This window comes from Sporosarcina sp. P2, from assembly GCF_002743255.1.
Classification (GTDB): domain Bacteria; phylum Bacillota; class Bacilli; order Bacillales_A; family Planococcaceae; genus Sporosarcina.
The window spans coordinates 1-26,121 of record NZ_PDYY01000010.1 but is presented as its reverse complement, the minus strand read 5'-3'; the positions used below and the strand labels follow the sequence as shown (position 1 = coordinate 26,121).

The 26,121-nt window shown below is 42.1% G+C and carries 23 protein-coding genes, 1 rRNA gene and 1 riboswitch; all 24 genes read right to left on the bottom strand.

Annotated elements, in window-relative coordinates:
* Positions 1–75: 75 nt before the first annotated feature.
* A complete protein-coding gene (locus CSV67_RS11255; protein ID WP_099631685.1) occupies positions 76–645 on the bottom strand; it encodes a thioredoxin family protein in 570 nt (189 codons plus the stop codon).
* A 99-nt stretch (positions 646–744) separates the two neighbouring features.
* Positions 745–2,175, bottom strand: coding sequence for an Asp-tRNA(Asn)/Glu-tRNA(Gln) amidotransferase subunit GatB (gatB, locus tag CSV67_RS11250; RefSeq protein ID WP_099631684.1), 1,431 nt, complete (start codon positions 2,173–2,175; stop codon positions 745–747).
* Positions 2,176–2,177: 2 nt separating this feature from the next.
* On the bottom strand, positions 2,178–3,641 hold the full coding sequence (gatA, locus tag CSV67_RS11245; RefSeq protein WP_099631683.1) for an Asp-tRNA(Asn)/Glu-tRNA(Gln) amidotransferase subunit GatA: 1,464 nt from the start codon (positions 3,639–3,641) through the stop codon (positions 2,178–2,180).
* Positions 3,642–3,697: 56 nt separating this feature from the next.
* The gene (gene gatC / locus CSV67_RS11240; protein WP_099631682.1) at positions 3,698–3,985 is read right to left on the bottom strand and encodes an Asp-tRNA(Asn)/Glu-tRNA(Gln) amidotransferase subunit GatC; all 288 of its coding nucleotides are present in this window, start codon (positions 3,983–3,985) and stop codon (positions 3,698–3,700) included.
* Positions 3,986–4,073: 88 nt separating this feature from the next.
* The gene (locus tag CSV67_RS11235; RefSeq protein WP_099631681.1) at positions 4,074–5,207 is read right to left on the bottom strand and encodes a CamS family sex pheromone protein; all 1,134 of its coding nucleotides are present in this window, start codon (positions 5,205–5,207) and stop codon (positions 4,074–4,076) included.
* Positions 5,191–7,218 (bottom strand): NAD-dependent DNA ligase LigA, encoded by a 2,028-nt coding sequence (gene ligA, locus CSV67_RS11230; protein WP_099631680.1) that lies wholly within the window; start codon positions 7,216–7,218, stop codon positions 5,191–5,193. The genes CSV67_RS11235 and ligA overlap by 17 nt, the downstream gene beginning before the upstream one ends.
* 27 nt (positions 7,219–7,245) lie before the next feature.
* On the bottom strand, positions 7,246–9,480 hold the full coding sequence (pcrA, locus tag CSV67_RS11225) for a DNA helicase PcrA (protein WP_099631679.1): 2,235 nt from the start codon (positions 9,478–9,480) through the stop codon (positions 7,246–7,248).
* A gap of 44 nt (positions 9,481–9,524) precedes the next feature.
* On the bottom strand, positions 9,525–10,223 hold the full coding sequence (gene pcrB / locus CSV67_RS11220; RefSeq protein ID WP_099631678.1) for a heptaprenylglyceryl phosphate synthase: 699 nt from the start codon (positions 10,221–10,223) through the stop codon (positions 9,525–9,527).
* Between the two features lie 82 nt (positions 10,224–10,305).
* Positions 10,306–10,626 carry a YerC/YecD family TrpR-related protein gene (locus CSV67_RS11215; protein ID WP_099631677.1) on the bottom strand — a complete coding sequence of 107 codons (321 nt, stop codon included), beginning with the start codon at positions 10,624–10,626 and terminating at the stop codon, positions 10,306–10,308.
* 26 nt (positions 10,627–10,652) lie between these two features.
* The gene (locus CSV67_RS11210) at positions 10,653–11,636 is read right to left on the bottom strand and encodes a DUF3048 domain-containing protein (protein ID WP_233192601.1); all 984 of its coding nucleotides are present in this window, start codon (positions 11,634–11,636) and stop codon (positions 10,653–10,655) included.
* Between the two features lie 36 nt (positions 11,637–11,672).
* Complete coding sequence (locus CSV67_RS11205) at positions 11,673–13,388, bottom strand: adenine deaminase C-terminal domain-containing protein (protein WP_099631675.1); 1,716 nt, start codon at positions 13,386–13,388, stop codon at positions 11,673–11,675.
* 348 nt (positions 13,389–13,736) lie between these two features.
* A complete protein-coding gene (gene purD, locus CSV67_RS11200) occupies positions 13,737–14,996 on the bottom strand; it encodes a phosphoribosylamine--glycine ligase (RefSeq protein ID WP_099631674.1) in 1,260 nt (419 codons plus the stop codon).
* A 21-nt stretch (positions 14,997–15,017) separates the two neighbouring features.
* Positions 15,018–16,553 (bottom strand): bifunctional phosphoribosylaminoimidazolecarboxamide formyltransferase/IMP cyclohydrolase, encoded by a 1,536-nt coding sequence (gene purH, locus CSV67_RS11195; RefSeq protein WP_099631673.1) that lies wholly within the window; start codon positions 16,551–16,553, stop codon positions 15,018–15,020.
* A gap of 49 nt (positions 16,554–16,602) precedes the next feature.
* A complete protein-coding gene (purN, locus tag CSV67_RS11190) occupies positions 16,603–17,175 on the bottom strand; it encodes a phosphoribosylglycinamide formyltransferase (protein ID WP_369802758.1) in 573 nt (190 codons plus the stop codon).
* Positions 17,172–18,227, bottom strand: coding sequence for a phosphoribosylformylglycinamidine cyclo-ligase (purM, locus tag CSV67_RS11185; RefSeq protein ID WP_099631671.1), 1,056 nt, complete (start codon positions 18,225–18,227; stop codon positions 17,172–17,174). The genes purN and purM overlap by 4 nt, the downstream gene beginning before the upstream one ends.
* A gap of 11 nt (positions 18,228–18,238) precedes the next feature.
* Positions 18,239–19,663, bottom strand: coding sequence for an amidophosphoribosyltransferase (gene purF, locus CSV67_RS11180; RefSeq protein WP_099631670.1), 1,425 nt, complete (start codon positions 19,661–19,663; stop codon positions 18,239–18,241).
* Positions 19,639–21,870, bottom strand: a complete 2,232-nt coding sequence (gene purL, locus CSV67_RS11175; protein WP_099631669.1) for a phosphoribosylformylglycinamidine synthase subunit PurL — start codon at positions 21,868–21,870, stop codon at positions 19,639–19,641. Before purL ends, purF begins: the two co-directional genes overlap by 25 nt.
* Positions 21,860–22,543, bottom strand: a complete 684-nt coding sequence (purQ, locus tag CSV67_RS11170; protein WP_099631668.1) for a phosphoribosylformylglycinamidine synthase subunit PurQ — start codon at positions 22,541–22,543, stop codon at positions 21,860–21,862. The genes purL and purQ overlap by 11 nt, the downstream gene beginning before the upstream one ends.
* A complete protein-coding gene (gene purS, locus CSV67_RS11165; protein ID WP_099631667.1) occupies positions 22,540–22,794 on the bottom strand; it encodes a phosphoribosylformylglycinamidine synthase subunit PurS in 255 nt (84 codons plus the stop codon). The genes purQ and purS overlap by 4 nt, the downstream gene beginning before the upstream one ends.
* Before the next feature lie 36 nt (positions 22,795–22,830).
* Entirely contained in the window at positions 22,831–23,952 is a 1,122-nt protein-coding gene (purK, locus tag CSV67_RS11160) for a 5-(carboxyamino)imidazole ribonucleotide synthase (protein ID WP_099631796.1), read from the bottom strand.
* Positions 23,953–23,954: 2 nt separating this feature from the next.
* Positions 23,955–24,443: a 5-(carboxyamino)imidazole ribonucleotide mutase gene (gene purE, locus CSV67_RS11155; RefSeq protein ID WP_099631666.1), complete on the bottom strand. Its 489-nt coding sequence runs from the start codon at positions 24,441–24,443 to the stop codon at positions 23,955–23,957.
* Positions 24,444–24,603: 160 nt separating this feature from the next.
* A riboswitch (purine riboswitch) is annotated at positions 24,604–24,704 on the bottom strand.
* 127 nt (positions 24,705–24,831) lie between these two features.
* On the bottom strand, positions 24,832–25,017 hold the full coding sequence (locus CSV67_RS11150; RefSeq protein WP_099631665.1) for an NETI motif-containing protein: 186 nt from the start codon (positions 25,015–25,017) through the stop codon (positions 24,832–24,834).
* The gene (locus CSV67_RS11145) at positions 25,014–25,541 is read right to left on the bottom strand and encodes a DUF2179 domain-containing protein (RefSeq protein WP_099631664.1); all 528 of its coding nucleotides are present in this window, start codon (positions 25,539–25,541) and stop codon (positions 25,014–25,016) included. Before CSV67_RS11145 ends, CSV67_RS11150 begins: the two co-directional genes overlap by 4 nt.
* 491 nt (positions 25,542–26,032) lie before the next feature.
* Positions 26,033–26,121: ribosomal RNA gene (rrf, locus tag CSV67_RS11140) — 5S ribosomal RNA — on the bottom strand; the annotation flags it as partial.

Sequence of the window (26,121 nt, the reverse complement as noted above, 5' to 3'; positions counted from 1 at the left end):
ACACTTTCCCCTCGATCCTTTCGCGTCTGAAACAAATCAGACCTTTACCATTTTCAAATGGTTTCTTACACTTAATTACTGAGACAATTGTAAAACAGGAAGCCATGTCGACCGAATATCACTATAAACAGCAAGCCAATTTTCGGGCTTAGATGTATATTCAGCCGTCAATTGGGAATAAAACATTTTTTGTTTATCTTCAAAATCAGGTGCATCTTTAGCTGGCAACTTGGCACGACCATCCATGACAAACTTTTGAAGTACTGGTGCCCGTGGTCCCCACTTACCCACTACCTCACCTGCAGCATTTAATAGCAGATACATAGGAATCGAACGTCCACCATTCGTCAAATATTGATCAATCAGCTCTGGATTTTCATCCCTCAAAACAGCGCGAACATCTAGATTGGCAGCTTCAGCAATTTTTCGAAGGATGGGATTATTTAGCATGGCATCTCCACACCAGTCTTCTGTAATGACTAAAATATGGGGTTGCTTTTCTTTCAACAATTCAATAAATTCATCATCCTGTGGTACTTCAAATGCATTATAGATCAAAAAACTGTTTTCCTTATGTGTTTCCATTTTGTCCATATTCGTTTGAAGGGATACAGCATCTTCAAAATATTGTTGTTCTGTTTTCAATACAATCCCCCCCTGTTTCACTGTGTAAGTTAACGTGGAAAAACGTCCAGGTTCAGGCTATTTTGACCTCTCCTGGAACGTTTTCATTTAATTGATAGATTAGCGCTTCTTGATCTCTTCCATCAATAATTTATTAACAAGTGGTGGATTCGCTTGTCCTTTGGTAGCTTTCATAACTTGTCCAACTAAGAACCCAACTGCGCGATCCTTACCATTTTTAAAGTCTTCTATTGATTGTTCGTTGTTGTCTAGAATTTCGGTAATGATTGTACGCAATGTACCTTCATCGGAAATTTGGACAAGTCCCTTTTCTTTGACGATATCGGCAGGGTTTCCGCCTTTTTTCACGAGATCAATAAATACTTTTTTCGCGATTTTAGAAGAAATCGTACCATCTGTAATCAATTTTACAAGTTGCGCCAAGTTTTCAGGCGTCAGTGGAGTATCGTGCAGTTCTTTCGATTCTGCATTAAGATAGGCAGATACATCCCCCATCAACCAGTTGGAAGCCAATTTAGGATCCGCTCCAGCTTTTACTGTTGCATCAAAGAAATCAGACATTTCTTTTGTTAAAGTTAGTACGTGTGCGTCATATTCCGGAAGATCCAGTTCAGACACATAACGTGCTTTACGAGCATCTGGTAATTCAGGAATTTCTTTACGAACACGGTCAATCCATTCCTGTTCAATATGAACTTCAGGTAAGTCCGGGTCATTAATAAAGCGATAATCATTGGCACTGCCTTTAATCCGCATCAATACCGTGTCACCAGTTGCTTCATCATAACGGCGAGTCTCTTGTTGAATAGTACCGCCAGACAAGAGAATCTTTTCCTGACGCGCTACTTCATTAGCAATACCGCGGCGAATAAAGTTAAACGAGTTCAAGTTTTTCAACTCTGTCTTCGTTCCAAATTTTTCTTGACCGTATGGACGTAAGGAAATATTTGCATCACAACGAAGTGAGCCTTCTTCCATACGTACGTCAGATACTCCTGTATATTGAATGATCGCTTTTAGTTTTTCCAGAAATGCATATGCTTCCTCTGGAGAACGCACATCTGCTTCTGTAACGATTTCGATTAATGGTGTTCCTTGACGGTTTAAGTCGACTAATGAATAGCCATTTTCTGTATGCGTTAGTTTACCTGCATCTTCTTCTAAATGTACACGTTCAATACGGATTTTTTTCTTCTTACCGTCTACTTCAATTTCAATCCAACCGTTTGCTCCTACAGGACGCTTGTCTTGAGAGATTTGATAAGCTTTCGGATTATCAGGATAGAAGTAATGCTTGCGGTCAAAGTTCATGATCGGCGCAACGTCACAGTTTAGTGCCATAGATGCCTTCATTCCAAATTCAACAGCTTTTTTATTTAACGTAGGTAAAACACCAGGATACGCGATGTCTGTTACGTGTATATTTTTATTCGGCTCTGCCCCAAAATGAGCGGGTGCTGGAGACATGATTTTAGTATCTGTTTTAAGCTCTACGTGGATTTCTAATCCGACAATTGTCTCAAAGTTCATGATTATTTCCCCTCCTGAATCGATGGAGTGCGTTTGTGGAAATCAGTTGCTTGCTCATAGGCATGGGCGACTTTATATAATGTTTCCTCGTCAAAGTGCTTACCCATGAGTTGCATTCCAACTGGTAGTTCGTTAACGAAACCACATGGTACGGATAGTGCTGGACGGCCTGTCAGGTTCGCTGGTACAGCCAAGACATCATTTGCATAATGAACGAGCTGATCACCGCCTGTTTCGCCAAGTTTAAATGCTGTTGTAGCAGCAGTTGGTCCAATTACTACATCATACTTTTCAAATACAGAGTCAAAGTCTTGTGCAATCAATGTACGTGTCTTTTGTGCGCGTACATACAGATCTTCATGATGATCCGCACTCATTGCATACGTACCGAAAATAATGCGTTTTTTCACTTCATCACCAAAACCTTCTTGACGTGTACGGAAATATGCTTGTTCGAGGTTTTCAGCGTTTTCAGTATGATAGCCATAACGCAATCCATCAAAACGTGAAAGATTGGATTGAGCTTCTGAAGAAGAGATTACATAATACGTAGTTGGCGCATATTGAATATGTGGCAATTCTACTTCTTCACAAACCGCTCCAAGTGATTCCAATACAGAAATTGCTTCTCTTACTGCCGCTACGATTTCTGGATCAACACCTTCGCCTAAGTAAGGTTTCGGAACTGCAACCTTCAGACCTTTTATGTCGCCTGTAAGAGCTGCTGTGAAATCAGGAACTGCTTTTGCAGAAGATGAACTATCATTGTCATCTTCTCCCGCGATTACGCTTAGCAATAATGCGTTATCTTCCACAGTTCGTGACATGGTACCAATTTGATCAAGTGAGGAAGCAAATGCTGTCAAACCAAAACGTGAAATACGACCGTATGTAGGTTTCATTCCAACAATTCCACAGAATGCAGCTGGTTGACGAACTGAACCACCCGTATCCGAACCGAGGGATAGTGGGACTTCACCTGCTGCGACTGCTGCTGCCGAACCGCCTGAAGAGCCACCTGGTACATAGTCTGTATTCCAAGGATTTAATGTATTACCGAAAAAAGATGTTTCAGTTGTAGAACCCATTGCAAATTCGTCCATATTGAGTTTTCCAATATTAATTGCGCCCGCAGCTTCCAATTTTTCTATAGCCGTAGCATTGTAAACAGGTACGAAGTCTTCCAACATTTTGCTTGCGCATGTTGTCTTCATATCTTTTGTTACAATATTGTCCTTAATACCGATTGGAACTCCGAAAAGGCGGCCACGTGTAGTTGCAGCTTCTTGATCAAGCTGTTCTGCACGCTTTGTTGCCTCTTCTTTTGCGACGTGAATGAACGCGTTGATTTTCTCTTCGTGCTGTTCAATCGTTTGTAATGTTGCCTCTGTTACTTCTTTAGCAGTAACTTCCCCTTTTTGTAAAAGAGCTTGAAGTTCAGTTGCTGTTTTACTAGTTAACGTCATCACTTTTCCTCCTACTGTCATTGTGCCAATAATAGTATTTTATACTGTGAATTCGATTACAGAATATCCGGAACCTTGATAAGTCCATCTTCCTGATCTTCTGCACTGGCCAGCATTACTTCACGGTCCAAGATATCTTTTGGCTCATCTTCACGTAAGACGTTGATCATAGCAACTGGGTGCGTCATAGGTTTTACACCTGTAACATCCACTTCTTTTAAATCACTTACACTTTCAATCAAATCTGCTATCTTTGCAGAGAAATTTTCTTTATCTTCCTCGGAGAGGCCAATACGGACGAAATCCGCAAAATACTTGACGTCTTCTTTCGAAAATGTTGTCATACATCGTTCCTCCTCATTTTGCAATCGTACAATTAATCATACCATTTAATCAGTTTCTTGGAAAGTTCGTGTTACTCCCTAAAATCTGTTAATATCCGTAGACGTGTACAAACGGTTCCTCCCGATCCTTGTCATTTACAATCAGCACTTCGGGCCCATTTACTGAGGTAACACTTACTTCAATGGGAACATCTTTAAAATGTGTTTTAACCAATGAAGTTAAGTATTGTGAAAACCCAATCAGCTCCGTCTTGCCAAAAAATTGTATAGGAATTTCCACGCGTAATGAATTGAGTTTCTGATCTTTATAAAAAGCTGTTCCAATGACATTCACAAAGCTCGGGAAGTAATCATCAATGTCTTGTTTGAAGTTCTTGAATGTCGTATTCAAGTCACGATAATTCCCTGTTGATGAAGTCGCGGGAAGTAATACATACTGCTCGTCTACTTCTTTCCAACCCGTGAATTCTTTTTTTCCTTTTGCAGCAAATGAAGTGGCAAAATATGTACCGGGTACAATATCGTTGCGACTTTCTTGCTTAAACAGTCCAACCGCTATTGGTATCTCAGCAAGCTCTGGTTTACTGCGTAACCGACTTAAAATAATATCCGCCATCTTCTTGCCTTTTTCTTCAATTGTTTTATCATCAATCCGACGTTCACTGGCTTCACGTGGATAATACACCGAATTCATCGCTAGTCCAATAGAAATGCCAGCCAATTTCACTTTTTTATCGTCCGTCATTTGTAAATAGTTTTGCTCGACGATATGTGCAAGATATATCGGTGCCTCATCTGCAATTTGAGCCGGTGACATATCATCAGTTATTGCGGGATTGAGACCTGCTTCAAAATTGGATTTTCTAGAGATCCATTGCTTCGCCGTATCGCGGTCAATATATTGACCCTCCTGGAAGAAATAATCTTTCGGGTCGTAATACAACGATGACAGGCGCAGTAAGCCTTCCTCTGTTTCCTGAATATCGTACTTCGTATGGAGATTATTGACGATCAACCCCCGGCTGGCGCTCTTTTTAAATGGAACCGGTGTCCGGTAATAGGATTTTTTAATTTGAGCATCAGGGATGAGCACCATTTCCTGCTCACTCTCTTCTGTTTCCTGCACTGCTTTTTCCTGATCATCGCTCGGCGAAGGTACACAGCCTGTCAGCAATACTGCCGACAGAATACCCGTTATAAGCCATTTAGTCTTTCTTTTCATTCATATCCACTCCAAGGGCATCAAGCATAGCTTGTTCGTCCCAAATTTCAATCCCCAATTCTCTTGCTTTGGTCAATTTGGATCCTGCATCTTCACCCGCAATGACCAGATCTGTTTTCTTACTAACACTGCCGCTAACAGTTCCGCCAAGTGATTCAATTTGTTCTTTAGCTTCTCCACGCGTCAATTCTGAGAGCTTTCCTGTCAATACGATGGTTTTTCCAGCGAAAGGTCCAGTAGTTGGCAACTTTTCACGTGTGGCACCTTTATAAACGGTATTTACACCGTAAGAGCGCAACTTGTTCATCACTTCGTGAACTTCTTCTGTATTAAAGTACGTTGTTACAGAATCAGCAACTATCGCACCGATTTCAAAAATTTTCATAAGGTCTTCTTCTGTTGCTTGTTCTAACGCATCGAGAGTACGGTATTCTTCCGCTAAGATTCTTGCGACTTTTTCACCGACATGACGAACACCCAATCCAAATAGCAATTTTTCCAATGAATTCTCTTTCGACTGTTCAATGGCCGCCAAAATATTTGCTGCGGATTTCTCACCGATCCGTTCCAAGCTCAATAGCGACTCTTTCGTTAAAATATATAAATCAGATACATCTTGTACCAAATCAGCCGTATACAATTGTTCAATAAGCTTTTCGCCCACGCCATCTATATTCATGGCTCTTCTTGAAACGAAATGGATTAACGCTTCTTTCATCTGCGCGGGACATTTAGGGTTCACACAACGCAGCGCTACTTCCCCTTCAATCCTAACAAGTTCTGAATCGCAAACAGGACAGTTGTCAGGCATATGGTATGGTTCTTCTTCACCCGTTCGCTGTTCTTTCAATGACATGACGATTTCAGGTATGATATCGCCTGCCTTTCGCAACACGACGTGATCACCGATACGAATATCTCTCTCTCGGATCAAGTCTTCGTTATGCAAAGATGCTCGTCCCACTGTCGTACCTGCCACAAGAACGGGCTCAAGAATAGCTGTTGGCGTCACTACACCTGTCCGCCCTACGCTTAACTCAATATCCAACAGTTGTGTGTGCACTTCTTCTGCAGGGAACTTATAGGCAATGGCCCATTTAGGACTCTTTGCCGTATAGCCCAGTTGCTCCTGCGATTCGAAGTTATCGACTTTTATTACAATACCGTCAATTTCATAATCAAGGTGTAGTCTATTTTCTGACCAGTAGGCTACGTAGTCCAATACTTCTTCAATTGTTGTACAACGCTTACGTTCTTTATTCGTCGTCAAACCTAGTTCATCCACTTTATTGAGCGCATCCGTGTGACTATCTAGACCATAGACATCTGCATCGCCGCCTACCGCATAAATGAAAGTAGCTAAATTTCTGCTCTCTGCTACTTTTGAGTCTAGTTGACGAAGTGATCCCGCAGCTGCATTTCGTGGATTGGCAAAAGGAACTTCACCCGCTTCATCACGGTATTCATTCAATTTAACAAATGAATTCTTCGGCATATACGCTTCGCCACGCACTTCAATCGTTAAAGGCTCATTCAATTTATGTGGAATTGAGCGAATAGTTTTTAAGTTAGCTGTGATGTCTTCTCCAACTGAACCATCTCCACGAGTAGCGCCCTGCACAAGGCGACCTTCTTCATATTGCAATGAAACGGCAAGACCATCGATCTTCAGTTCACAAACATACACCGCGTTATCTGTTGCTTCTTTTACCCGTCTGTCGAAATCCTTTAAGTCTTCTTCATTAAAGGCGTTCGCTAAACTTAGCATTGGATAACGATGAACGACTTTTTTAAACACCTCAAGTGGTTCTCCACCCACCCGTTGTGTCGGTGAATCAGGATAGATCAAGTCGGGATGTTCTTTTTCAATCGCCAACAATTCCTTCATCTTCTTATCATATTCTGAATCGGGAACGATGGGGGCATCCAAGTCATAGTATGCGCGCCCGTATTTATGCAATGTTTTATTGAGCTCCGCTACCCGCTTCTCTAGTTCTAGAACATCATCCATCTATTTTCCACACTCCTTAAAGAGGCTTTATTCTTTTTCAATCGGTGCGAATTTAGCTAATAATCGCTTAATACCTACTGGATTTGGGAATGCAATATCCAGTTCCATATCATCTGCTTTACCTTTAACACTCACAACCGTTCCAGTTCCCCATATTTTATGGGATGCCTTGTCTCCGGGTTTCCACTGCATTTTTTCTCCGCCACTTTCATTATAGGCTGGACGTTTGACCGCAGGACGTTTGGCTTTTGCTTTAGGTGCTTGGGCGAAAGGTACACTCATGCCATTCCCATCGGCCAGCAGCTCTGTCAGTTCTTGCGAGATTTCATTGAGGAAACGGGATGGTTGATTAAAGCTTGATTTACCAAACAACATCCGGTGACCTGCGCTAGTCAGGTAAAGGCGCTGTTCCGCGCGTGTAATCGCCACATACGCGAGTCTTCTTTCTTCTTCCATTTCTTCCGGATCTGTCAGTGCCCGAATATGCGGGAATATGTTTTCTTCCATGCCGAGAACGAAGACCACGGGGAATTCTAAGCCTTTTGCTGCGTGCATCGTCATTAGGACGATTTTTTCAGTGGAAGTGTTCTCTTCTTTATCCAATGTATCGATATCCGCTACTAAAGCGAGGTCAGTCAAGAATGCAACGAGTGAAGGTTCCTCCTCTTCTTCCGCTGCACGTTTCTCAAACGCTTCTGTAACCGATAGGAACTCTTCAATATTTTCCAGACGGCTTTCTGCTTCGATGGATTTTTCTTTTTCCAACATCTCACGATAGCCTGACTTATCAATGACTTCTTTCACTAGTTCAGTGACTGATAAAAACTCTTGCATTTGAGTGAATCCATTGATGAGTTCATGGAATTTTACCGCTTCTGTTAATGCTCGTTTAGGTAAACCCATGAAATCCACTTCCTGCAGCGAATCAAATATGGAGCGGTCATTTTGTAATGCAAAAGTAGCCATGCGTTCAAATGAAGTTGCACCGATGCTTCGTTTAGGTTCATTAATGATTCTCGCTAAAGCTAGGTCATCATCGTTATTCGCAATGAGACGTAAATAGGCGAGTAGATCTTTAATCTCTTTGCGGTCATAGAACTTCGTCCCGCCTACAATTGTATAATCGAGATTTGACTTCAATAAATATTCCTCAATTAGACGAGATTGTGCATTAGTTCGATAGAGTATCGCAAATTGATCCAATGTTAATCCTAGTTTTTCTTTTAACTCAATGACTTGTTGCACAACAAATTGTGATTCATCTTTTTCGTCGCGCGCTTTATAGATCGAAATTAATTCGCCCTCGGGGTTATCAGTGCGCAATTTCTTATCATAGCGACTTTTGTTATTGTTGATCACTTCATTTGCTGCTTGTAAAATTCTCTTGGTGGAACGGTAGTTTTGTTCCAAAAGAATGACATTCGCTTCTTTATAATCTTTTTCGAAAGACAGAATATTACCGATATCCGCACCACGCCAGCGATAGATTGACTGATCGGAATCGCCTACTACGCAGACATTACGGAATTTTGATGCCAGCATTTTCACGAGACGATACTGCGCGTTATTTGTATCTTGGTACTCATCCACATGAATATACTGAAATTTATTTTGATAATACTCGAGCACTTCAGGAACTCGTTCAAACAAGACCGTGGTCATCATAATTAAATCATCAAAATCCATTGATTGGTTCTGACGTAGTTTTTTAGTATAACGATCGTAAATATCTGCTACTGTACGTTCATGAGGGTTTTGAGGATTCGAATTTTTCCGGAATTCAATCGCATCCAAACATTCATTTTTCGCATTGCTAATTATTCCAAGCATTGCTCGCGGATCATTCTGCTTCGGGTCGAGATTCAGTTCTTTCAAAACACGTTTCATTGCAGTTAGTTGATCCGCACTGTCAAGGATCGTGAAGTTTTTGGATAAACCGATTCGATCCACAAACCTACGTAGAATTCGAACACACATCGAGTGGAATGTTGAAACCCACATACGTTCTCCAGAACCCGGACCAAGTAGGCCATCAATTCGGTCACGCATTTCACGTGCCGCCTTATTGGTAAATGTAATGGCCAATATATTGGAAGGATACACTTGTTTTTCCACAACCAAGTATGCAATTCGGTGCGTCAATACACGAGTCTTTCCTGAACCAGCACCCGCCATAATAAGCAAAGGGCCTTCTGTCGTTTTGACCGCGCGCGCTTGCTCAGGATTCATGCCTTTTAGTAAATCATCTGATAGTTTATTCATATTCGTACCGCCTTTAATGAACATTTGTTCTCATTATATAGTACTCACACAGGTAAAGGAACAGATTTCACAGCATCGACTGTTTTAAGAGCCATTTGTAGATTTTCGTATACAACATTTCCTATCACTACAGTATCTGCAATGGCCGCCATTTCTTTTGCTTGTTCTGTTGAGCGAATTCCACCACCATAAAAGAGGCGAGTGTTGGTTAGTAACTCTTTCGCTGACCGAACAATTTGTGGGTCACCGTATTGTCCACTGTACTCTAAATAAAAAATCGGCAAGGAAAATAAGTGTTCAGCCATACGTGCATATGCTTGTACATCTTCTTCATCCGGAACACGATCTACACCTGTCACTTTCGCGGCTGTACAATCCGGATTTAAAATGCAGTAACCTTCTGTAACCATTTCATCGAAGTTCATCATGTGGCCGTATTCTCGAAGTGCTTCGTGATGCAAACCGTTCAGCCATTTCGAATCTGTCGTATTTAAGACCGTTGGAATGAAGTAATAATCGAAGCCTGGTGTTACCGATTCTACAGTAGATACTTCTAATGCAAGTGGCACGGAAAAGCGACGGAAACGTGCAAGTAAATCAAGTACGTTTTCCAATGTAATTCCGTCAGATCCACCGATGATGACTCCATCTGTTCCAGATTCCGCCACCGCTTCTATCTGTTCATCTGAGAGGTATTTGGCCGGATCAATTTTAAATGCATGCCGCCATGTTTTATAGTCCATATTTTCTTTCCACCTTCTTTTAGTATATTCGTTTTATATAACTTTTAAAAAACCGGTGGGGTTTTATCCCTGGCCGGTTGTGTTAGTCGTTTTTTGTTTGGTTGTTTTGGAGTTCAGGATAGAGTCGATCCAACATGAGGTTGTAACCACCAGACCCGTAGTCTACGCAACGACGTATGCGGGAAATCGTAGCTGTGCTTGCACCTGTTTCTTGTTGGATACTATCATATGTTTTTTTCAGTTTAAGTTTATGTGCGACGTCCAGTCTTTGTGCTAGTGATTGAACTTCGCTCATCGTGCAAATGTCATCGAAAAACATGTAACATTCTTCTACATTTTTCAGCTGTAGAATGGCTTGAAACAATTGATCTATTTGTTCTCCGCGAATTTTATCTATTTGCATGTTCTCGCCCTCTCTCTATGTCGATCTTACGGAGTATAAGTGACGGAAGCAGAAGGACCCGATAATGATGGAACAATGTGGATCCAAGTTTTTCCTACGGTTAATTTAACAGGTATACCTTGATCCATTGGAGTTAAAAACCCATCTTTATTTTGCCATTCGATCGGTTTAGCGATCCCTTCATGAAACAGCATAGCAGGGCCACCTGATTCTAGATCTATTGCAAGTCGGCCTTTTTGATCAACTGTTTGATGATCCATTTCCATCACGATAATATTCGCTAATTCTATTCGTCGTTCGTTTAACTTATCCACTGTATCAATGCCATTGACAGAACGATAATACCGATTTGCTTGTTGATTATATTGATACGTACTAATAAAATTCGGGTCTGAACTATACAATACTTGTACCGTTGATGCCATATCCCCTATTTTATCACTTTCATTAGGATTTAGGAAAGAAAAGGACGGCCGTGCAGTGATCTTTTCAGAAGCATTCACGAGACTAAAAGCTTCTTCAATATGTTCCTTTGAAATATAAGAGTTATGTGGAGCACGGCGTTCTGCTGAACGTTCGAATAATGTCCCGTCATGATTTATGCCATTTATATGATCGACTACTCGATCATCAAGTAATTTTTTTGCATCCGGACTATAACCGTGCGCTATATAAAATGCATCCATACCTACAGCTAATTGTACAAAATAATCACGTGCACTTCGAATTGGCCCTAACTGATCCGGTACTTTACTTTGAAAAAGTGCAGCATAGCGCGTAACTTGACCTTCTGCTAAGAATTCATATATCTGATCGGCATCTGAAAGTCCCGACTGCGGACGTGCAGCAGGTATATTGCTAATGGTCGCTAAAACACGGTTATCTATAGAGTCTGCAATTATCTCGCCTGTAAACAACGATACTTCATTCGTTTTTTCTTGTTCCTCCGGTTCAGATTGATCTTTCGAAGAACAACCTCCAAGACATACTGCGCTAACTAAGGCTATCATGAATAACTTCCGTCCATTCCCTATCAATATACGTTCCTACCTTTCTACATGAGGAATTAATAGTTCATATTTCATTACTTGCAAGACACCAACTGGCGTGATTCGGATATATGGCAAGTGAATAGATTGAAGGAATAATAATGTATATATAGCATCTCCATGTGCATAGCCACGTTCTCCTAATGCTTTTCTCATTGCTAGCTCTTCTTCGATGATCACTTCCATCGGTTGAACTGACAGTCCGCCTGCTACCACTAATGGTAATGTTTCAATAATTTTACCATTTTCAGCGAGTGCCATGCCTCCACCTATATTCTTGATTTCATTAAATGCTCTCTTCATCTCTTGCCAATCCTGTCCTATCAATAATACATCTCCAGTATTTGAATAGGAAGATGCAAAACCTTGCAGATTATTACCAAACCCTTTCAACATAGTATTGACTCGCCATTTTCCGTTCTTATCCAGTAATATCAAATAGCACTCATCACCAGTAGCAATAGTGGGACTAGTGAGATCCAGATCACTTTCGTATACTTTCGTAATAACATCATTGACCATCTGAATCCCTATTGAAGATGAGAATGTGAAGTCTTCATCTGTCAGTTCATAAGGCAATTCGTATGTCGGTAATGCTTTCCAATCGACTGCTTTAAAGGCGTCAGACGATGTACTATCTCGTAGAACCCACTTCCCTTTAGATAACACGTCAGTCGGCACAGGGTTATGTTCATTCTCTAAAAAGTTCAATGTCGCAAAACGGCCCGTCGCAATTACACTATGCAAGTCCGTAATGTCATAGTACCTCGCCACGTTATACGATGCCATTTGATACGCATCAATCGGTGATACTCCCGCGTCAAGTGCTACCTGAATGCATTGGTCCATAACACCTTCACGGTAGAACGAAGGTGGAGAACCATCGGTCGTCATCATCAAATGATCAAAGACATCCCATTCCTTCTCTACAATACCTTTCAATAAATCTGGTAGGTCGGGACGAATTGACGAATAGCGTAATGTGGCAGCATACCCTTGCTGCAAGCGTCTTTCTACTTCATCTACAGTCATCGCTTCATGATCGCCGTCCGCTCCAAGTAATTTCATCCGGGCCAGTGTACGTTCCGATGCACCCGGAAAATGTCCTTCAATCTTTTTACCAAGCCGTTTTGATTCTACTAATGACTGCATCATATTTTGATCACCTTGTAGTAATTTAGGCCAACCTGTCAGCTCTCCTGTCATCAACACATCAGGACGCTCCATCCATTTCACAATATCTACGGGATTGAAAAGTTCTTTTTCATTTTGCAGTACGGTTTGTGAATCAACACGTGCCCACCAATAAAATGCAAATGGCAGTTCATTTAGTTGATCAATGAACGTAATTGTAGTTTGCTGATTCAGCATTGAAAACAAGATGAGGTTATCTGATATAAAAGTCGTTGTTCCACGGCGAGAGGCATAGTCTGCAAATGTTTCGGGATTATATAATTGGAATGGATGAACATGCGGCTCGATATATCCCGGTACTATTTTCTTGTCTGAAGCATCGACACGTTCTGTTCCTGCAAGCAAAGCCGGCATGCGTTCCCCTACATAGACAATCCGGTCACCCTGAATCCAAATATTTCCTTGCATCCATTTCTTGAATATAGAATGTAAGTAGGTAGCATTTTCAATTACGATGTCAGGCGCTTTCTGACCATTAATAATCGCTAGTTGCGACTGTATTTCTTTCGCACTCCACATGCAGATCACCGTCCCTAAAAGTTTTTTACTAGTTGTTAACTATTGCTTTATAGTAACATAGCAATCCAATCCCGAATAGATGTGTCGTACAAAGGTTGTCCACAAGTAGATTTTCACTAATCCACAAAATACTGGAAACTTACACACATTACCAACAACTTACCCACAACTTTTCCACTTATAAACCACAGATTATAAAAAAAGCTGTGGATAACATATTTTTCAACTCAACTAAAGTGTATGCAGCATTTACTATAAGTTCGTAAACACTAAACATCTTCCTTTAGTATTAAAAAAAGATTGTCTTAGAAGTCAGACAACACTTCTAAGACAATCCTGTTTCATCTATTATTCAAATGTACGCCATCCGATATCCGTACGATGGAAGAATCCATCCCATTGTTGATCAGCGAGACCAGTGTAGACTTTTTCTTGTGCTTCTTTTAAAGTGGCTGCTTTCGCTGCAACGAGAAGTACACGACCACCATTTCCGATAAAGCGATCATCTTCCAGTTTAGTCCCTGCATGGAATACATCAAGCCCTTGATCTGTTAGTACATCAAGGTTAGGAAGTGCGTGACCATTCACTACGGCGTTAGGATACCCTTCCGATGCAATGACTACGCCTAACATCGCTTCTTCATGCCACTCAAGATCAAATGATTCTCCAGCCATCAGGGCTTCCATAAACTTACCAAAATCCGACTTCATACGTGGCAAGACAACTTGTGTTTCAGGATCACCAAAGCGGGCATTAAATTCAATAACTTTCGGACCTTGATCAGTAAGTATTAAACCAGCATACAGGATACCTGTGAAAGGAATTCCTTCTTCTGTCATAGCCTCAACAGTTGGCACGACTACGCGATCGTACGCTTCCTGCACAATGGTATCCGAAATTTGTGGAACTGGAGAATAAGCCCCCATTCCTCCTGTATTCGGACCACGATCTCCATCATACGCACGTTTATGATCTTGTGCAATTACCATTGGATAGATTTGTCCATCATGGACGAACGACATATATGAGAACTCTTCGCCATCTAAAAATTCTTCTACCACCACACGTGATGATGATTCACCGAACTTTTGATTGCCGATCATGTCATCTACCGCGTCTAATGCTTCCTGTAATTCCATTGCGACAATTACGCCTTTTCCAGCTGCTAATCCATCCGCCTTCACTACGATTGGAGCACCTTGTTCACGGATGAATGATTTTGCTTCTTCAGCATCCGTGAAAGTTCCATAAGCCGCTGTTGGTATATCATATTTGTCCATGATCTCCTTAGCGAATGACTTACTACCTTCGATACGAGCAGCTGCCTGGGTCGGACCGAATACTGTTAAACCTTTTTCTAGGAAGTAATCAGCAATACCTTCCGCAAGCGGCTGTTCCGGTCCAACAAACGTCAACGTAACACGCTGTTCAATTGCGAAATCTGCTAAAGCTTCAAAGTCTGTAGCTGCAATATTGACACATGTTGCATCTTGCTGCATTCCGTCATTACCAGGCGCCACAAATACTTCCGATACAGAAGGCGCTTGGTTGAACTGTTTGGCTATCGCATGTTCACGACCGCCACTTCCAATTACAAGTACTTTCATGTTCATCTACTCCCTGCACTATTAATGTTTGAAATGACGTACGCCTGTGAATACCATCGTAATGCCGTATTCATTGGCTTTTTTAATGGAATCCTCATCTTTCACCGAACCACCCGGTTGAATGATTGCTGTAATGCCCGCTTTTGCCGCTGCTTCAACCGTATCATCCATAGGGAAAAATGCGTCAGAAGCAAGAGCTGCCCCTTTTGCACGTTCGCCTGCCTGTGTCAGAGCAATTTTCGCAGCACCTACACGGTTCATCTGACCTGCGCCAACACCGATTGTCATGTGCTCATCTGTAATGACGATTGCATTAGATTTCACGTGTTTCACAACGGCCCATCCAAGTTTCATCGCATTCCATTCTGCCTCAGTCGGCTCACGGTCTGTTGCCACTTTGATATCCGCTTCTTCAAAACCGTGGGCATCAGGCTGTTGCATTAATAATCCGCCCTCAACAGATACCGTGTTCCACTGATCTTTTTTCTGCTGTTCAAATGAAATCGTCAAGAGACGAATATTTTTCTTTTTCATCAACGTCTCAAGTGCTTCTTCCGTAAACGAAGGAGCAATAACGATTTCAAGGAATATATCAGCAAGTTGCACTGCTGTTTCCTGATCTACTTCTTTGTTCAATGCAATAATTCCGCCAAAAATAGACGTAGCATCTGCTTCGTAGGCTTTTTGGAAAGCTTCAGCAATGGTTTCTCCTGTACCCACACCACATGGATTCATATGCTTAACCGCTACAGCTGCAGGCTCAGTAAATTCCTTAACGATTTGTATCGCTGCATTCGCATCTTGGATATTGTTATAAGATAGTTCTTTTCCATGAAGCTGTTCCGCATAGGCAATCGAGAAATCAGATCCAAGCGGACGGCTATAGAATGCTGCCTGCTGATGGGGATTTTCTCCATAACGCAATGGTTGCTTCAACTCGTATGTATAGGTAACTTGTTCCGGGAATTGTTCGCCTGCAAGGTCTGTTAAGTAGCCTGAAATCAATGAATCATAAGCCGCCGTATGACGGAAGACCTTAGCTGCCAAACGACGGCGTGTTTCAAGAGTCGTCTTGCCATCCGCTTTTAGTTCGTCAAGTACTACACTGTAGTCAGCTGCATCCACAATGACTGTTACGTATGCATGGTTCTTCGCAGAGGCGCGAAGCATTGCTGGTCCACCGATATCGATATTTTCGATTGCATCTTCCGCTGATACATCTGGTTTGGAAATCGTTTCTTTGAATGGATACAAGTTCACACAAACTACATCGATTGGCTGGATGCCGTGCTCTTCCATTTGTGCTTGATGTCCAGGGTCATCTTGTTTTGCAAGTAACCCACCGTGAATCATCGGGTTCAACGTTTTCACGCGGCCTTCCATGATTTCAGGGAATCCTGTTACTTCATCTACAGCCGTTACGGCAACGCCATTGTCTTTCAAATGCTTCATCGTACCACCAGTAGACAATAATTCATATCCAAGCTGTTCAAGTTCTTTCGCAAATTCTACTACTCCACTTTTATCCGATACGCTTAACAATGCGCGTTTTTTCAAAGGAATTCCCTCCAGTTTATAAAAAAAGCCTGTCATCTCAACAGGCTCATCAATTTTTAAATACGTTTTGCAATGTTGCTACATATAATTCATGTTCCACGGCATGGATAGCTAAAGCGGTCTGCTCGGCATCCCCATCAACAACATCCACTGCGCGTTGCGCTAAAATCGGACCCGTATCCATCCCCTCGTCTACCAGATGAACTGTGACACCAGTTACTTTAACGCCAGCAGCTACTGCTTGTCCAATTGCATCCTTACCTGGGAATGAAGGCAACAGCGATGGATGGATATTGATAATCCGTTCAGGATATGCGTCCAATAAAACTGGACCGATCAATCGCATATAGCCAGCTAATATTAGCCACTCCACTTGTGCTTCTTGTAATGCTTTGAGTATTGCTTGTTCATATGCTTCTTTCGTTTCGAAGTCACGAGGACGAATGGCTGCAATTGAAATACCTTTTTCATTCGCCCGTTCATTGACGAAAGCATCTGGTTTATCTGTTACCATCAAAACGATTTCAGCTGGAATTCGCTCCGCTTTACAAGCCTCTGCCAAAGCGGCAAAGTTACTACCGCTTCCTGAAGCAAATACTGCTATCTTTACTTTATTCATTATGACAATGTCCCGTCATGCTCACCGTTAAATGTTACGCCTGCATGCTTCGTAACACGTCCGATTACATATGCTTCTTCACCGTGTGCTTTAGCGATTTCAATTGCTTTTTCAGCCACTGCTTCCGGCAAGGCTACAACGAATCCAACACCCATGTTGAATACGCTATATAAATCACGATCTGTTAATTCACCTTTTTCTTTCAACATGTGGAATACAGGAAGTACTGGCCAAGCACCTAGATCTACTTCTACTCCAAATTCTTCAGTGAACATACGCGGAAGGTTTTCAAAGAATCCACCGCCTGTAATATGACCCATGGAGTGCACGTCAAGCTGTTGGTGCATTTCAAGTACCGGCTTTGCATAAATCTTAGTTGGCTTTAACAGTGCATCAGCTACTGTGCCAAGATCTTCATAGCCTTCAATCGTATCGTTAATATCGGCGCCCAATTGTTCGAATACAATATGGCGTACTAAAGAGTAGCCGTTCGAGTGAATACCGCTCGATGCGATTCCAACTAGTACGTCTCCTGCTTGCACACGTTCACCCGTAACAAGCTTGCTCTTTTCACACGCTCCTACGGCAAAACCAGCCAAATCGTATTCATCTTCTTCGTAAAGTCCTGGCATTTCAGCCGTTTCTCCACCAATCAATGCTGCACCTGATTGTACACAACCATCCGCTACACCTTTGACGATTGCTTCCACTTTTTCAGGAACCGCTTTACCTAATGCTACATAATCAAGGAAATAGAGAGGCTCAGCACCTTGCGCTACGATATCATTTACACACATTGCGACACAGTCTATTCCAATTGTGTCATGACGGTCCGCCATGAAAGCCAACTTCAACTTCGTGCCAACACCGTCTGTTCCAGAAATTAGTACTGGTTCTTTATATTCGAGTGCAGATAAATCGAACATTCCACCAAATCCACCAAATGCACCTGCTACCCCTTTACGAGATGTTCGTGCTACGTGAGATTTCATGCGTTCAACTGACTCATAGCCAGCTTCAATATTTACTCCCGCTTTTTCATATGCCTTCGACATGGAAAGGCCTCCTATCGTACGATTTCTTTTTCGTGCGGCATTGCCGTATCCGAATAAATCTCTGTTGGATACTCACCCGTGAAACAAGCCAAGCATTGTCCGCAGTTTTTCATTTCAGATGACCGGCCATTCGATTCCAACATTCCCTCTATTGATAGGAATGATAGTGAATCTGCACCAATCACATCGCGCATTTCATCTATAGTACGACCTGTCGCAAGTAATTCTGAATCTGAACTAATATCTACACCGTAATAACACGGCGCGATTAATGGCGGTGAAGCAATGACGACATGTATTTCTTTTGCTCCCGCATCGCGAAGCATGGAGACTATTCGTTTAGATGTCGTTCCACGAACAATTGAATCATCGACCATAACCACACGCTTACCATAAACGACCTGATGTACAGGTGACAGTTTCATTTTTACGCCTTTTTCACGCAATGCTTGAGATGGCTGGATAAACGTTCGTCCAACATAGCGATTTTTGATTAATCCCAATTCATATGGAATCCCGCTTTGTTCAGAGAATCCTATAGCTGCTGAAATACTAGAATCAGGAACCCCAGTGACGACATCTGCACTGATTTGTACTTCACGCGCCAGTTGCTTCCCACAACGTTTACGGGCGGCATGAATATTGATCCCATCGATATCTGAATCAGGACGAGAGAAATAGACATACTCCATAGAACACATCGCGTTGTCTGCCGGTTCTGCAAAACGCTCAGACACTAATCCATTATCATTGATGATTAGCAATTCACCTGGTTCCACAGAACGAACATACTCAGCACCGATAAGCTCAAACGCACAAGTTTCTGAAGCAACGACCCATGCATCACCAATTTTCCCCAAAGATAATGGACGCATACCATTTGGATCTTGCGCAACCATCAACCCTTCATCTGTCATTAAAACGAATGCAAATGCACCTTTTAAAATAGCCAGTGCCTTCTTCACCCGGTCACGATGATTACGTGAACCACTGCTTCGTTTTATCAAGTGAGCAAGTACTTCTGTATCGGATGTACTTTGGAAGATGCTACCTTGCCGCTCCAAATGTTCTTTCAAATCTGTCGCATTGATCAAGTTCCCATTATGCGCAATCGCCAAGCTACCCGTTGTGGAACGAAAGACAAGTGGTTGAACATTTTCTATACCACGTCCGTCTTTTGTCGTATAACGAACTTGCCCTATTGCGCCTCGTCCCTCAAGCGAGTCCAACTTTTCACCTGAGAACACTTCATTGACCAGGCCTTCACCTTTAACTGCATGGAGGCCATTATCGCCTTTTACGACGATACCAGCCCCCTCTTGTCCACGATGCTGAAGAGCATGCAATGCATAATAGCTAAGTTGTGCTGCATCGTCATGTCCCCATATCCCAAATACGCCGCACTCTTCGTTTAGTCCTCTGAGTTCAGCAAGCATGCTATTGCCCCTTTCCAAGCAGTTTGGAATTCTTCTACCGTCCCTTCTACTAAGACGGTTCCCTCTGCGTCTTTGATGACGATTTCTTCGCCATCTGTTACCGTTCCTATTTTCACAGCATCTTGAACTTTCTCTTCAAATGCGGCTACTTGATCAGCTTGTACAGTAACCAAGAAACGTGACTGTGTTTCACTGAATAACGCAGTGATTGCTGAGCCTTCCACTGTTACTTCAGCACCCAAACCTTGTGAACCAAATGTACCTTCACAAAGCGCTACTGCAAATCCACCTTCTGACAAATCATCAGCCGATTGGATGATTCCAGCCTGGATTGCCCCAAGAAGCTGTTGTTGACGAGTTGCCTCTATGTCTAAATCGATTGCAGGTGATTTACCGAAGATCTTTCCTTCGATCATTTGTTGCAACTCACTGCCGCCAAACTCTGTTTCTGTTTGACCGATCAAATAGATTGCATCTCCAGCTTGTTTGAAACCAGGCGTTGTCACTTGACCTAAATCATGGACGATTCCTACCAAACCAATGGTTGGTGTTGGATAGATTGGCACACCGTTTACTTCATTGGAAAGAGATACGTTACCACCAATGACCGGTGCATTTAATTTACGACATGCTTCTGAAATACCGTCCGCTGATTTTTCCAACTGCCAGAATACTTCTGGCTTGTCTGGGCTACCGAAGTTCAAGCAGTCAGTCAAAGCGATTGGTTCTGCGCCTGAACATACAAGGTTACGTGCAGCTTCAGCTACCGCAATCTTACCACCAACTTCGGGATCCAAATAAATGAATCGAGAGTTACAATCCGCCGTCATTGCAATACCCTTGTTTGTTCCTCTAACACGGATCACACCTGCAGATGCCCCTGGTGCTAAAACTGTATTCGTTCTTGCACCTGTGTCGAACTGATTATATACCCACTCTTTAGAAGCAATCGTAGGACGTTGCAATAAGTCGAGTAAAGTTTCTTTTAAGTCCGTTACTTGTGGTTCTTTGTTTTCAATCGCTTGGTTTTTCGCAAATGATGCAGGTTCTTTAGATTCTTTCTGATAGCTCGGTGCATCTTCAGCTAGTAGATCTGCCGAAACTTCTGCTGCAACTTCACCTTTATGAAGCAAACGCAGCATTTTGTCATCTGTTACATGTCCAATTGTCGCCGCAGTAATTCCGTACTTTGTGAAGAGGGCAATCACTTCTTCTTCCCGACCCTTTTTCACCACGATCAACATACGTTCCTGTGATTCTGACAACATCATTTCATACGCTGTCATATTCTCTTCACGCTGTGGTACAAGGTCTAAGTTCAATTCCACGCCATAGCCGGCTTTTGAAGCCATTTCTGCTGCTGATGAAGTTAGACCCGCTGCACCCATATCTTGAATACCGATCAACGCATCTGATTGAACTAGTTCTAGGCAAGCCTCCATCAATAACTTTTCAATGAATGGATCTCCCGCCTGCATTACCGGCAATTCTTGCTCTTCTTCAATAGATAATTCAGAAGAAGACATGGTGGCTCCGTGAATCCCGTCACGCCCTGTAGTTGCACCGGCGTATATCACTGTGTTGCCAATACCAGCCGCAACACCCTTTTGAATATCTTCATGATTCAATAAACCGACTGCCATCGCATTGACTAGTGGACGTTTCGAATAGCACTGATCGAACTGGACTTCACCGGCTACTGTCGGGATTCCCATTGCATTACCGTAACTTGCAATTCCAGCAACTGCTTCTTCAAACAAAAATCTATCTCGAGGCTCTGTTAAATCTCCGAAACGAAGTGAATTTACTAATGCTACTGGACGCGCGCCCATAGAAAATACATCCCGAATGATTCCGCCAGCACCTGTTGCTGCACCAATGAAAGGCTCAATTGCAGATGGTGAGTTATGGGACTCCATTTTAAAGACAGCAGCTTGGTTGTCACCGATGTCTACAATTCCAGCACCTTCACCCGGTCCCTGTAGTACACGTGCACCTTCAGTAGGAAATCTGCGTAATACAGATTTTGAGCTTTTATATGAACAGTGCTCCGACCACATAGCTGAAAACAGACCTGTTTCCACATAATTCGGAATACGCCCAAGTTTTTCCACCGCACGCTCATATTCTGCATCCGTCATGCCCATTTGGAGATATAGACGATTTTCTTTAATTTGCTCCGCTGTAGGTTCGTGATTAATTGACATGCTGTTCACCCCGACTGTTCATGATTGATTGGAATAAAGCTGTTCCATCTGTTCCACCGATGATTGCTTCTACTGCCCGTTCAGGTAGTGGCATCATACCGAGAACATTGCCTCTTTCATTTGTGATACCCGCGATAGCTTCTGTGCTACCATCTGTATTTTCATTCGCATATGTGAAAATAATTTGATTATTGTTTTTTAGTTTTTCCACTGTCTGCTCGTCCGCATAGTAGTTACCAAATTCATTAGCAACTGGCAATGTGAGCATTTGACCTTGTGTATAGTCTTTTGTAAACGCAGTATTATTATTTTCCACCCGTACTGTTTCTAGGGCTGAACGGAATTTCAAGCTTTGATTACGTAAGAATCCACCTGGGAGAATGCCTGCTTCTACTAAGATATGAAAACCATTACCTACGCCAAGAACTAATTTACCTGATTCAGCAAATGCTTGTAATTGTTTACACGCAGGTGAACTTTTCGCCAATGCACCCGGACGCAAGTAGTTGCCGTATGAAGTGCCTGTCGGTAATAGAACCGCATCGAATGAATCGAGTTGGTCGGCCTCTGTATGCCAAACGTATTCAACATCTTGCTTTACTGTTTCCTCAATTGCATGGTACATATCAAGATCACAAGTAAGACCTGGGAATACTAGAACGGCGAACTTCATTTGCTGGCAACCTCCCCGATTTCAAAGCGATAATCTTCAATGACTTTATTAATTAATAGATCGTTACACATTTCATTCACGCGTGTTTCGATTGTCTGTTCTGATCCATCAAGCTCTAATTCGATTAATTTTCCAACTCGTACACTTTTCACGTCTTCATAGCCCATCTTTTGAAGTGCTTCAGTTGTCGCGATGCCTTGTGGATCTACAACACTTTCACGTAGTGTTACATAAATTGTTACTTTCGTCATTGTCGGTTCCTCCCAAAGTGGAAATAATAGTTTTTATTAGTTAATATCTTGCCAAATACCGGACTGTTCAATTTCTTGCAAAGTTTTTTCAAGGTTTTCTGTCATAATCGTCACGTGACCCATTTTACGTTTTTCTTTTGCTTCTGCTTTGCCGTATAAATGAATGGACCAATCTGGATAGTCCGCGATACGTTCTTGAAGCGGTGCTACATGTTCCCCAAGTACATTCACCATTATGGACGCCCCCCATAACTTCGGCTCACGTAACGGCCAACCGCAGACTGCACGAACGTGTTGATGGAATTGTGAGATGTTACATGCCTCTATTGAATAGTGACCAGAGTTATGCGGGCGCGGTGCTAATTCATTAATCATGATTTCACCGTCAGGCAGTACGAACATTTCAACTGCTAGTGTTCCTATTAATTCTAAATGGCCTGCGATTTTCTTTGCAGCATTTTCTGCTTGCTCCAGAACCCTTTGTTCTACTCGTGCCGGTACAATCGATTCGTGCAAGATATGATGTTTATGAATATTTTCAGCAATTGGCAGGCAATATGTTTGTCCTGCTGGATTTCTTTGAATGATAACGGAAATCTCTTTTTCAAATGGAACAAATGCCTCTGCTATACAAGAAGAATGTGTAAACAAGTCTTTGGCACTTTCAATTTGATCTTTTGATTCAAGCTTTACTTGACCTTTACCGTCATAGCCTCCAAAAGCAGTTTTCACGATACATGGGAACCCAAGATCATCAATTTTCTCTTCTAACTCTATATATGTTTCAGCGGTTATGTAAGGCGCAACCTGTACTCCAGCCGCTTGAATTTCGGCCTTTTCATTGATGCGGTTTTGTGTGATACGGACTAGCTCAGCACCTTGGGGTACGTAAGCTTTCTTTGTCAGCCGCTTCAAACCTTCATAGTCGATATTTTCAAATTCAAATGTAATGACATCACTTACTTGGCTTAATTCATTCAATGCCTCTTCATCATTATACGGAGCCACTATTTCGATATCAGCTAACTGTCCGCAAGGGGAGTTCTTTGTTGGATCAAGTACCGCAATCTTGAAACCAGCCTCTTTTGCCGCAAGTCCCATCATCCGTCCCAATTGTCCACCACCGATGATACCGATTGTTTGTCCTGGTTGAATCATTTTCAATTTAATTCACCACTGCTTTCTAGCGAGATTTGCTTCATTTCATCGCGTCTTTGCTGCAGTTTATTGCGTAATACTTCATCTTGTGCACAGAGCATTTGAGCTGCAAGGAGGCCTGCATTTGTAGCACCCGCTTTACCAATTGACATAGTCGCTACTGGTACACCTCCTGGCATTTGAACGATGGATAACAGCGAGTCCATACCATTCAATGCTTTAGACTGCACAGGCACACCAATAACAGGAACTAGCGTTTTTGCTGCAACCATCCCTGGTAGATGGGCAGCTCCGCCTGCTCCTGCGATAATAGCGCATAATCCTTTTTTCTCCGCTTGTTCCGCATAGTCGAACATGAAATCCGGTGTACGGTGGGCCGACACTACTTTCTTTTCATAAGGAACTCCTAGTTCATCCAATATGTCGCATGCATGCTTCATTGTTTCCCAGTCGCTCTTACTGCCCATTATGATCCCAATCTTCGGTTCCAAATCTAATCCGCTCCTTCATGCACAACATGATTTAATATGAAATAATAAAAAGGTCCTTGAAAACTCCACTTTTCACATGCACAAAAAGCAGAACTTTCAAGGACCCTTACAAATATGGATACGTAGCTATCGTAACTTAGCCATTCTCCATGATTATCCAAGAAAAATTGCTTTCCCACATAGTATAGACATTTACGGTGTCTTGGTAGAAACGCCACAGCCAATTCTGCGGCATATACGGGGAACTCATTTACTCTTATTATATTATCAATTAATACATAATCCGTCAACTAAAAGACGAACATTACATTATAGGTCTTTTACAATCATTCGTCTTTAAGTTGACATATGAATGGTTAAACGTTAGTTCTCTTTCCCTTAACAGTTATTAGCTATTTTTGATAGCTTGAAACTGTGTTTGTTGTCTAATTGGAATATACTCTTCTCCAATCTGTTTAAATAGGGGTTTCTCTCTTCTAGCAACAACGGTATATCCCAAACTTTGAATTCTTTCCAAACATTCATCAAGCGTTTCATTTTCTTCTCTATCAAACCAGACCTTTTGTTTACTCATTTGAATAACTTGCCTCTTTTCACACTCTTCACCCAGAAGCCACCGTGTATCGACTTAGGTTCATACGATATAATAAAGGCTTTCGGATCTAGTTCCGTTATCGTTTTATACAGTTGCACTTCGTATTTACGTGGCGTCAAAATTTGCATAGTTGAACGATAACCACTTAGTCCATTAGCTGCCGAGTCTGTAACACCATATCCAAGTTTTCGCAACACAGCAGGCATTTCTTTATCGATATCTGCCGTTATCACGTTAACCGTTATATAACCAAGTGCTAAACGTTCTTCAATTTTCGAACCAATAATAACCCCGATGCCATACCCGAGCGCATAAGCAATCAAGTTTTGAATTTGATCTAGATTATCAAGTACTAAACCAAGCCCGATGACGTATATTACTGTCTCTATCATACTCACAGTTGCAGCAATATAACGATAGCCTTTCAGTGTCAGGATTATTCGTATTGTCATGAAAGTAACATAGACAATATTGATTGCGAAAATTATTAATATCATTACCATTGCACCACTCCTTTAAACAAGTAGGATAATCGTATCGCGCCTTAGTTAAAAACTCAAGGAAAGTCTATTAAATTGTAGATTACGATGGACGCTTGTGGAGTGGACGAGAAGGATAGAATGCATGACAGGGGTCGTGTAGTCAAATAAGGGGATAAATAGTACACTTGATGGGTTTTATTGAGCGGATTATTGCCTTTGATGTAGAGCGATGGTCTGGGTGCATTGAGCGGATTACCGTTGACGTAGAGCGATGATTTGGGTGCATTGAGCGAGGAAGCGGGATGATAGAGCGCATGGCACGCTTCATTGAGCGGATAAGCGAGACGATAGAGCACTTGGCATGCTTAATTGAGCAGGTAAGCGAGACAATAGAGCGCTTAACATGATTTATTGCGCAACTAACCAAGATTTACAATCACTCGACTCTAAACTTAGTTCATATTTATAATTAAACACAAAAAAGCCACTCCCCAAAGGGAATGGCTTCGCATGCCTAGCAACGTCCTACTCTCACAGGGGGAAACCCCCAACTACCATCGGCGCTGAAGAGCTTAACTTCCGTGTTCGGTATGGGAACGGG

What these genes read in the sequence shown, in the direction of transcription:
- CSV67_RS11145 (WP_099631664.1), bottom strand. Translation starts at nt 25,541, where the DNA reads ATGGTAATGATATTAATAATTTTCGCAATCAATATTGTCTATGTTACT.
- purD (WP_099631674.1), bottom strand. Translation starts at nt 14,996, where the DNA reads ATGAAAGTACTTGTAATTGGAAGTGGCGGTCGTGAACATGCGATAGCC.
- CSV67_RS11235 (WP_099631681.1), bottom strand. Translation starts at nt 5,207, where the DNA reads ATGAAAAGAAAGACTAAATGGCTTATAACGGGTATTCTGTCGGCAGTA.
- gatB (WP_099631684.1), bottom strand. Translation starts at nt 2,175, where the DNA reads ATGAACTTTGAGACAATTGTCGGATTAGAAATCCACGTAGAGCTTAAA.
- CSV67_RS11215 (WP_099631677.1), bottom strand. Translation starts at nt 10,626, where the DNA reads ATGCAAATAGATAAAATTCGCGGAGAACAAATAGATCAATTGTTTCAA.
- purL (WP_099631669.1), bottom strand. Translation starts at nt 21,870, where the DNA reads ATGTCAATTAATCACGAACCTACAGCGGAGCAAATTAAAGAAAATCGT.
- purF (WP_099631670.1), bottom strand. Translation starts at nt 19,663, where the DNA reads ATGCTTGCTGAACTCAGAGGACTAAACGAAGAGTGCGGCGTATTTGGG.
- pcrA (WP_099631679.1), bottom strand. Translation starts at nt 9,480, where the DNA reads ATGAATAAACTATCAGATGATTTACTAAAAGGCATGAATCCTGAGCAA.
- CSV67_RS11205 (WP_099631675.1), bottom strand. Translation starts at nt 13,388, where the DNA reads ATGTGGAGTGCGAAAGAAATACAGTCGCAACTAGCGATTATTAATGGT.
- purQ (WP_099631668.1), bottom strand. Translation starts at nt 22,543, where the DNA reads ATGAAGTTCGCCGTTCTAGTATTCCCAGGTCTTACTTGTGATCTTGAT.
- gatA (WP_099631683.1), bottom strand. Translation starts at nt 3,641, where the DNA reads ATGACGTTAACTAGTAAAACAGCAACTGAACTTCAAGCTCTTTTACAA.
- ligA (WP_099631680.1), bottom strand. Translation starts at nt 7,218, where the DNA reads ATGGATGATGTTCTAGAACTAGAGAAGCGGGTAGCGGAGCTCAATAAA.
- gatC (WP_099631682.1), bottom strand. Translation starts at nt 3,985, where the DNA reads ATGACAACATTTTCGAAAGAAGACGTCAAGTATTTTGCGGATTTCGTC.
- purK (WP_099631796.1), bottom strand. Translation starts at nt 23,952, where the DNA reads ATGATTCAACCAGGACAAACAATCGGTATCATCGGTGGTGGACAATTG.
- purS (WP_099631667.1), bottom strand. Translation starts at nt 22,794, where the DNA reads ATGACGAAAGTAACAATTTATGTAACACTACGTGAAAGTGTTGTAGAT.
- CSV67_RS11210 (WP_233192601.1), bottom strand. Translation starts at nt 11,636, where the DNA reads ATGATAGCCTTAGTTAGCGCAGTATGTCTTGGAGGTTGTTCTTCGAAA.
- purM (WP_099631671.1), bottom strand. Translation starts at nt 18,227, where the DNA reads ATGTCGAAGGCATATGAAAAAGCGGGAGTAAATATTGAAGCTGGCTAT.
- pcrB (WP_099631678.1), bottom strand. Translation starts at nt 10,223, where the DNA reads ATGGACTATAAAACATGGCGGCATGCATTTAAAATTGATCCGGCCAAA.
- CSV67_RS11150 (WP_099631665.1), bottom strand. Translation starts at nt 25,017, where the DNA reads ATGAGTAAACAAAAGGTCTGGTTTGATAGAGAAGAAAATGAAACGCTT.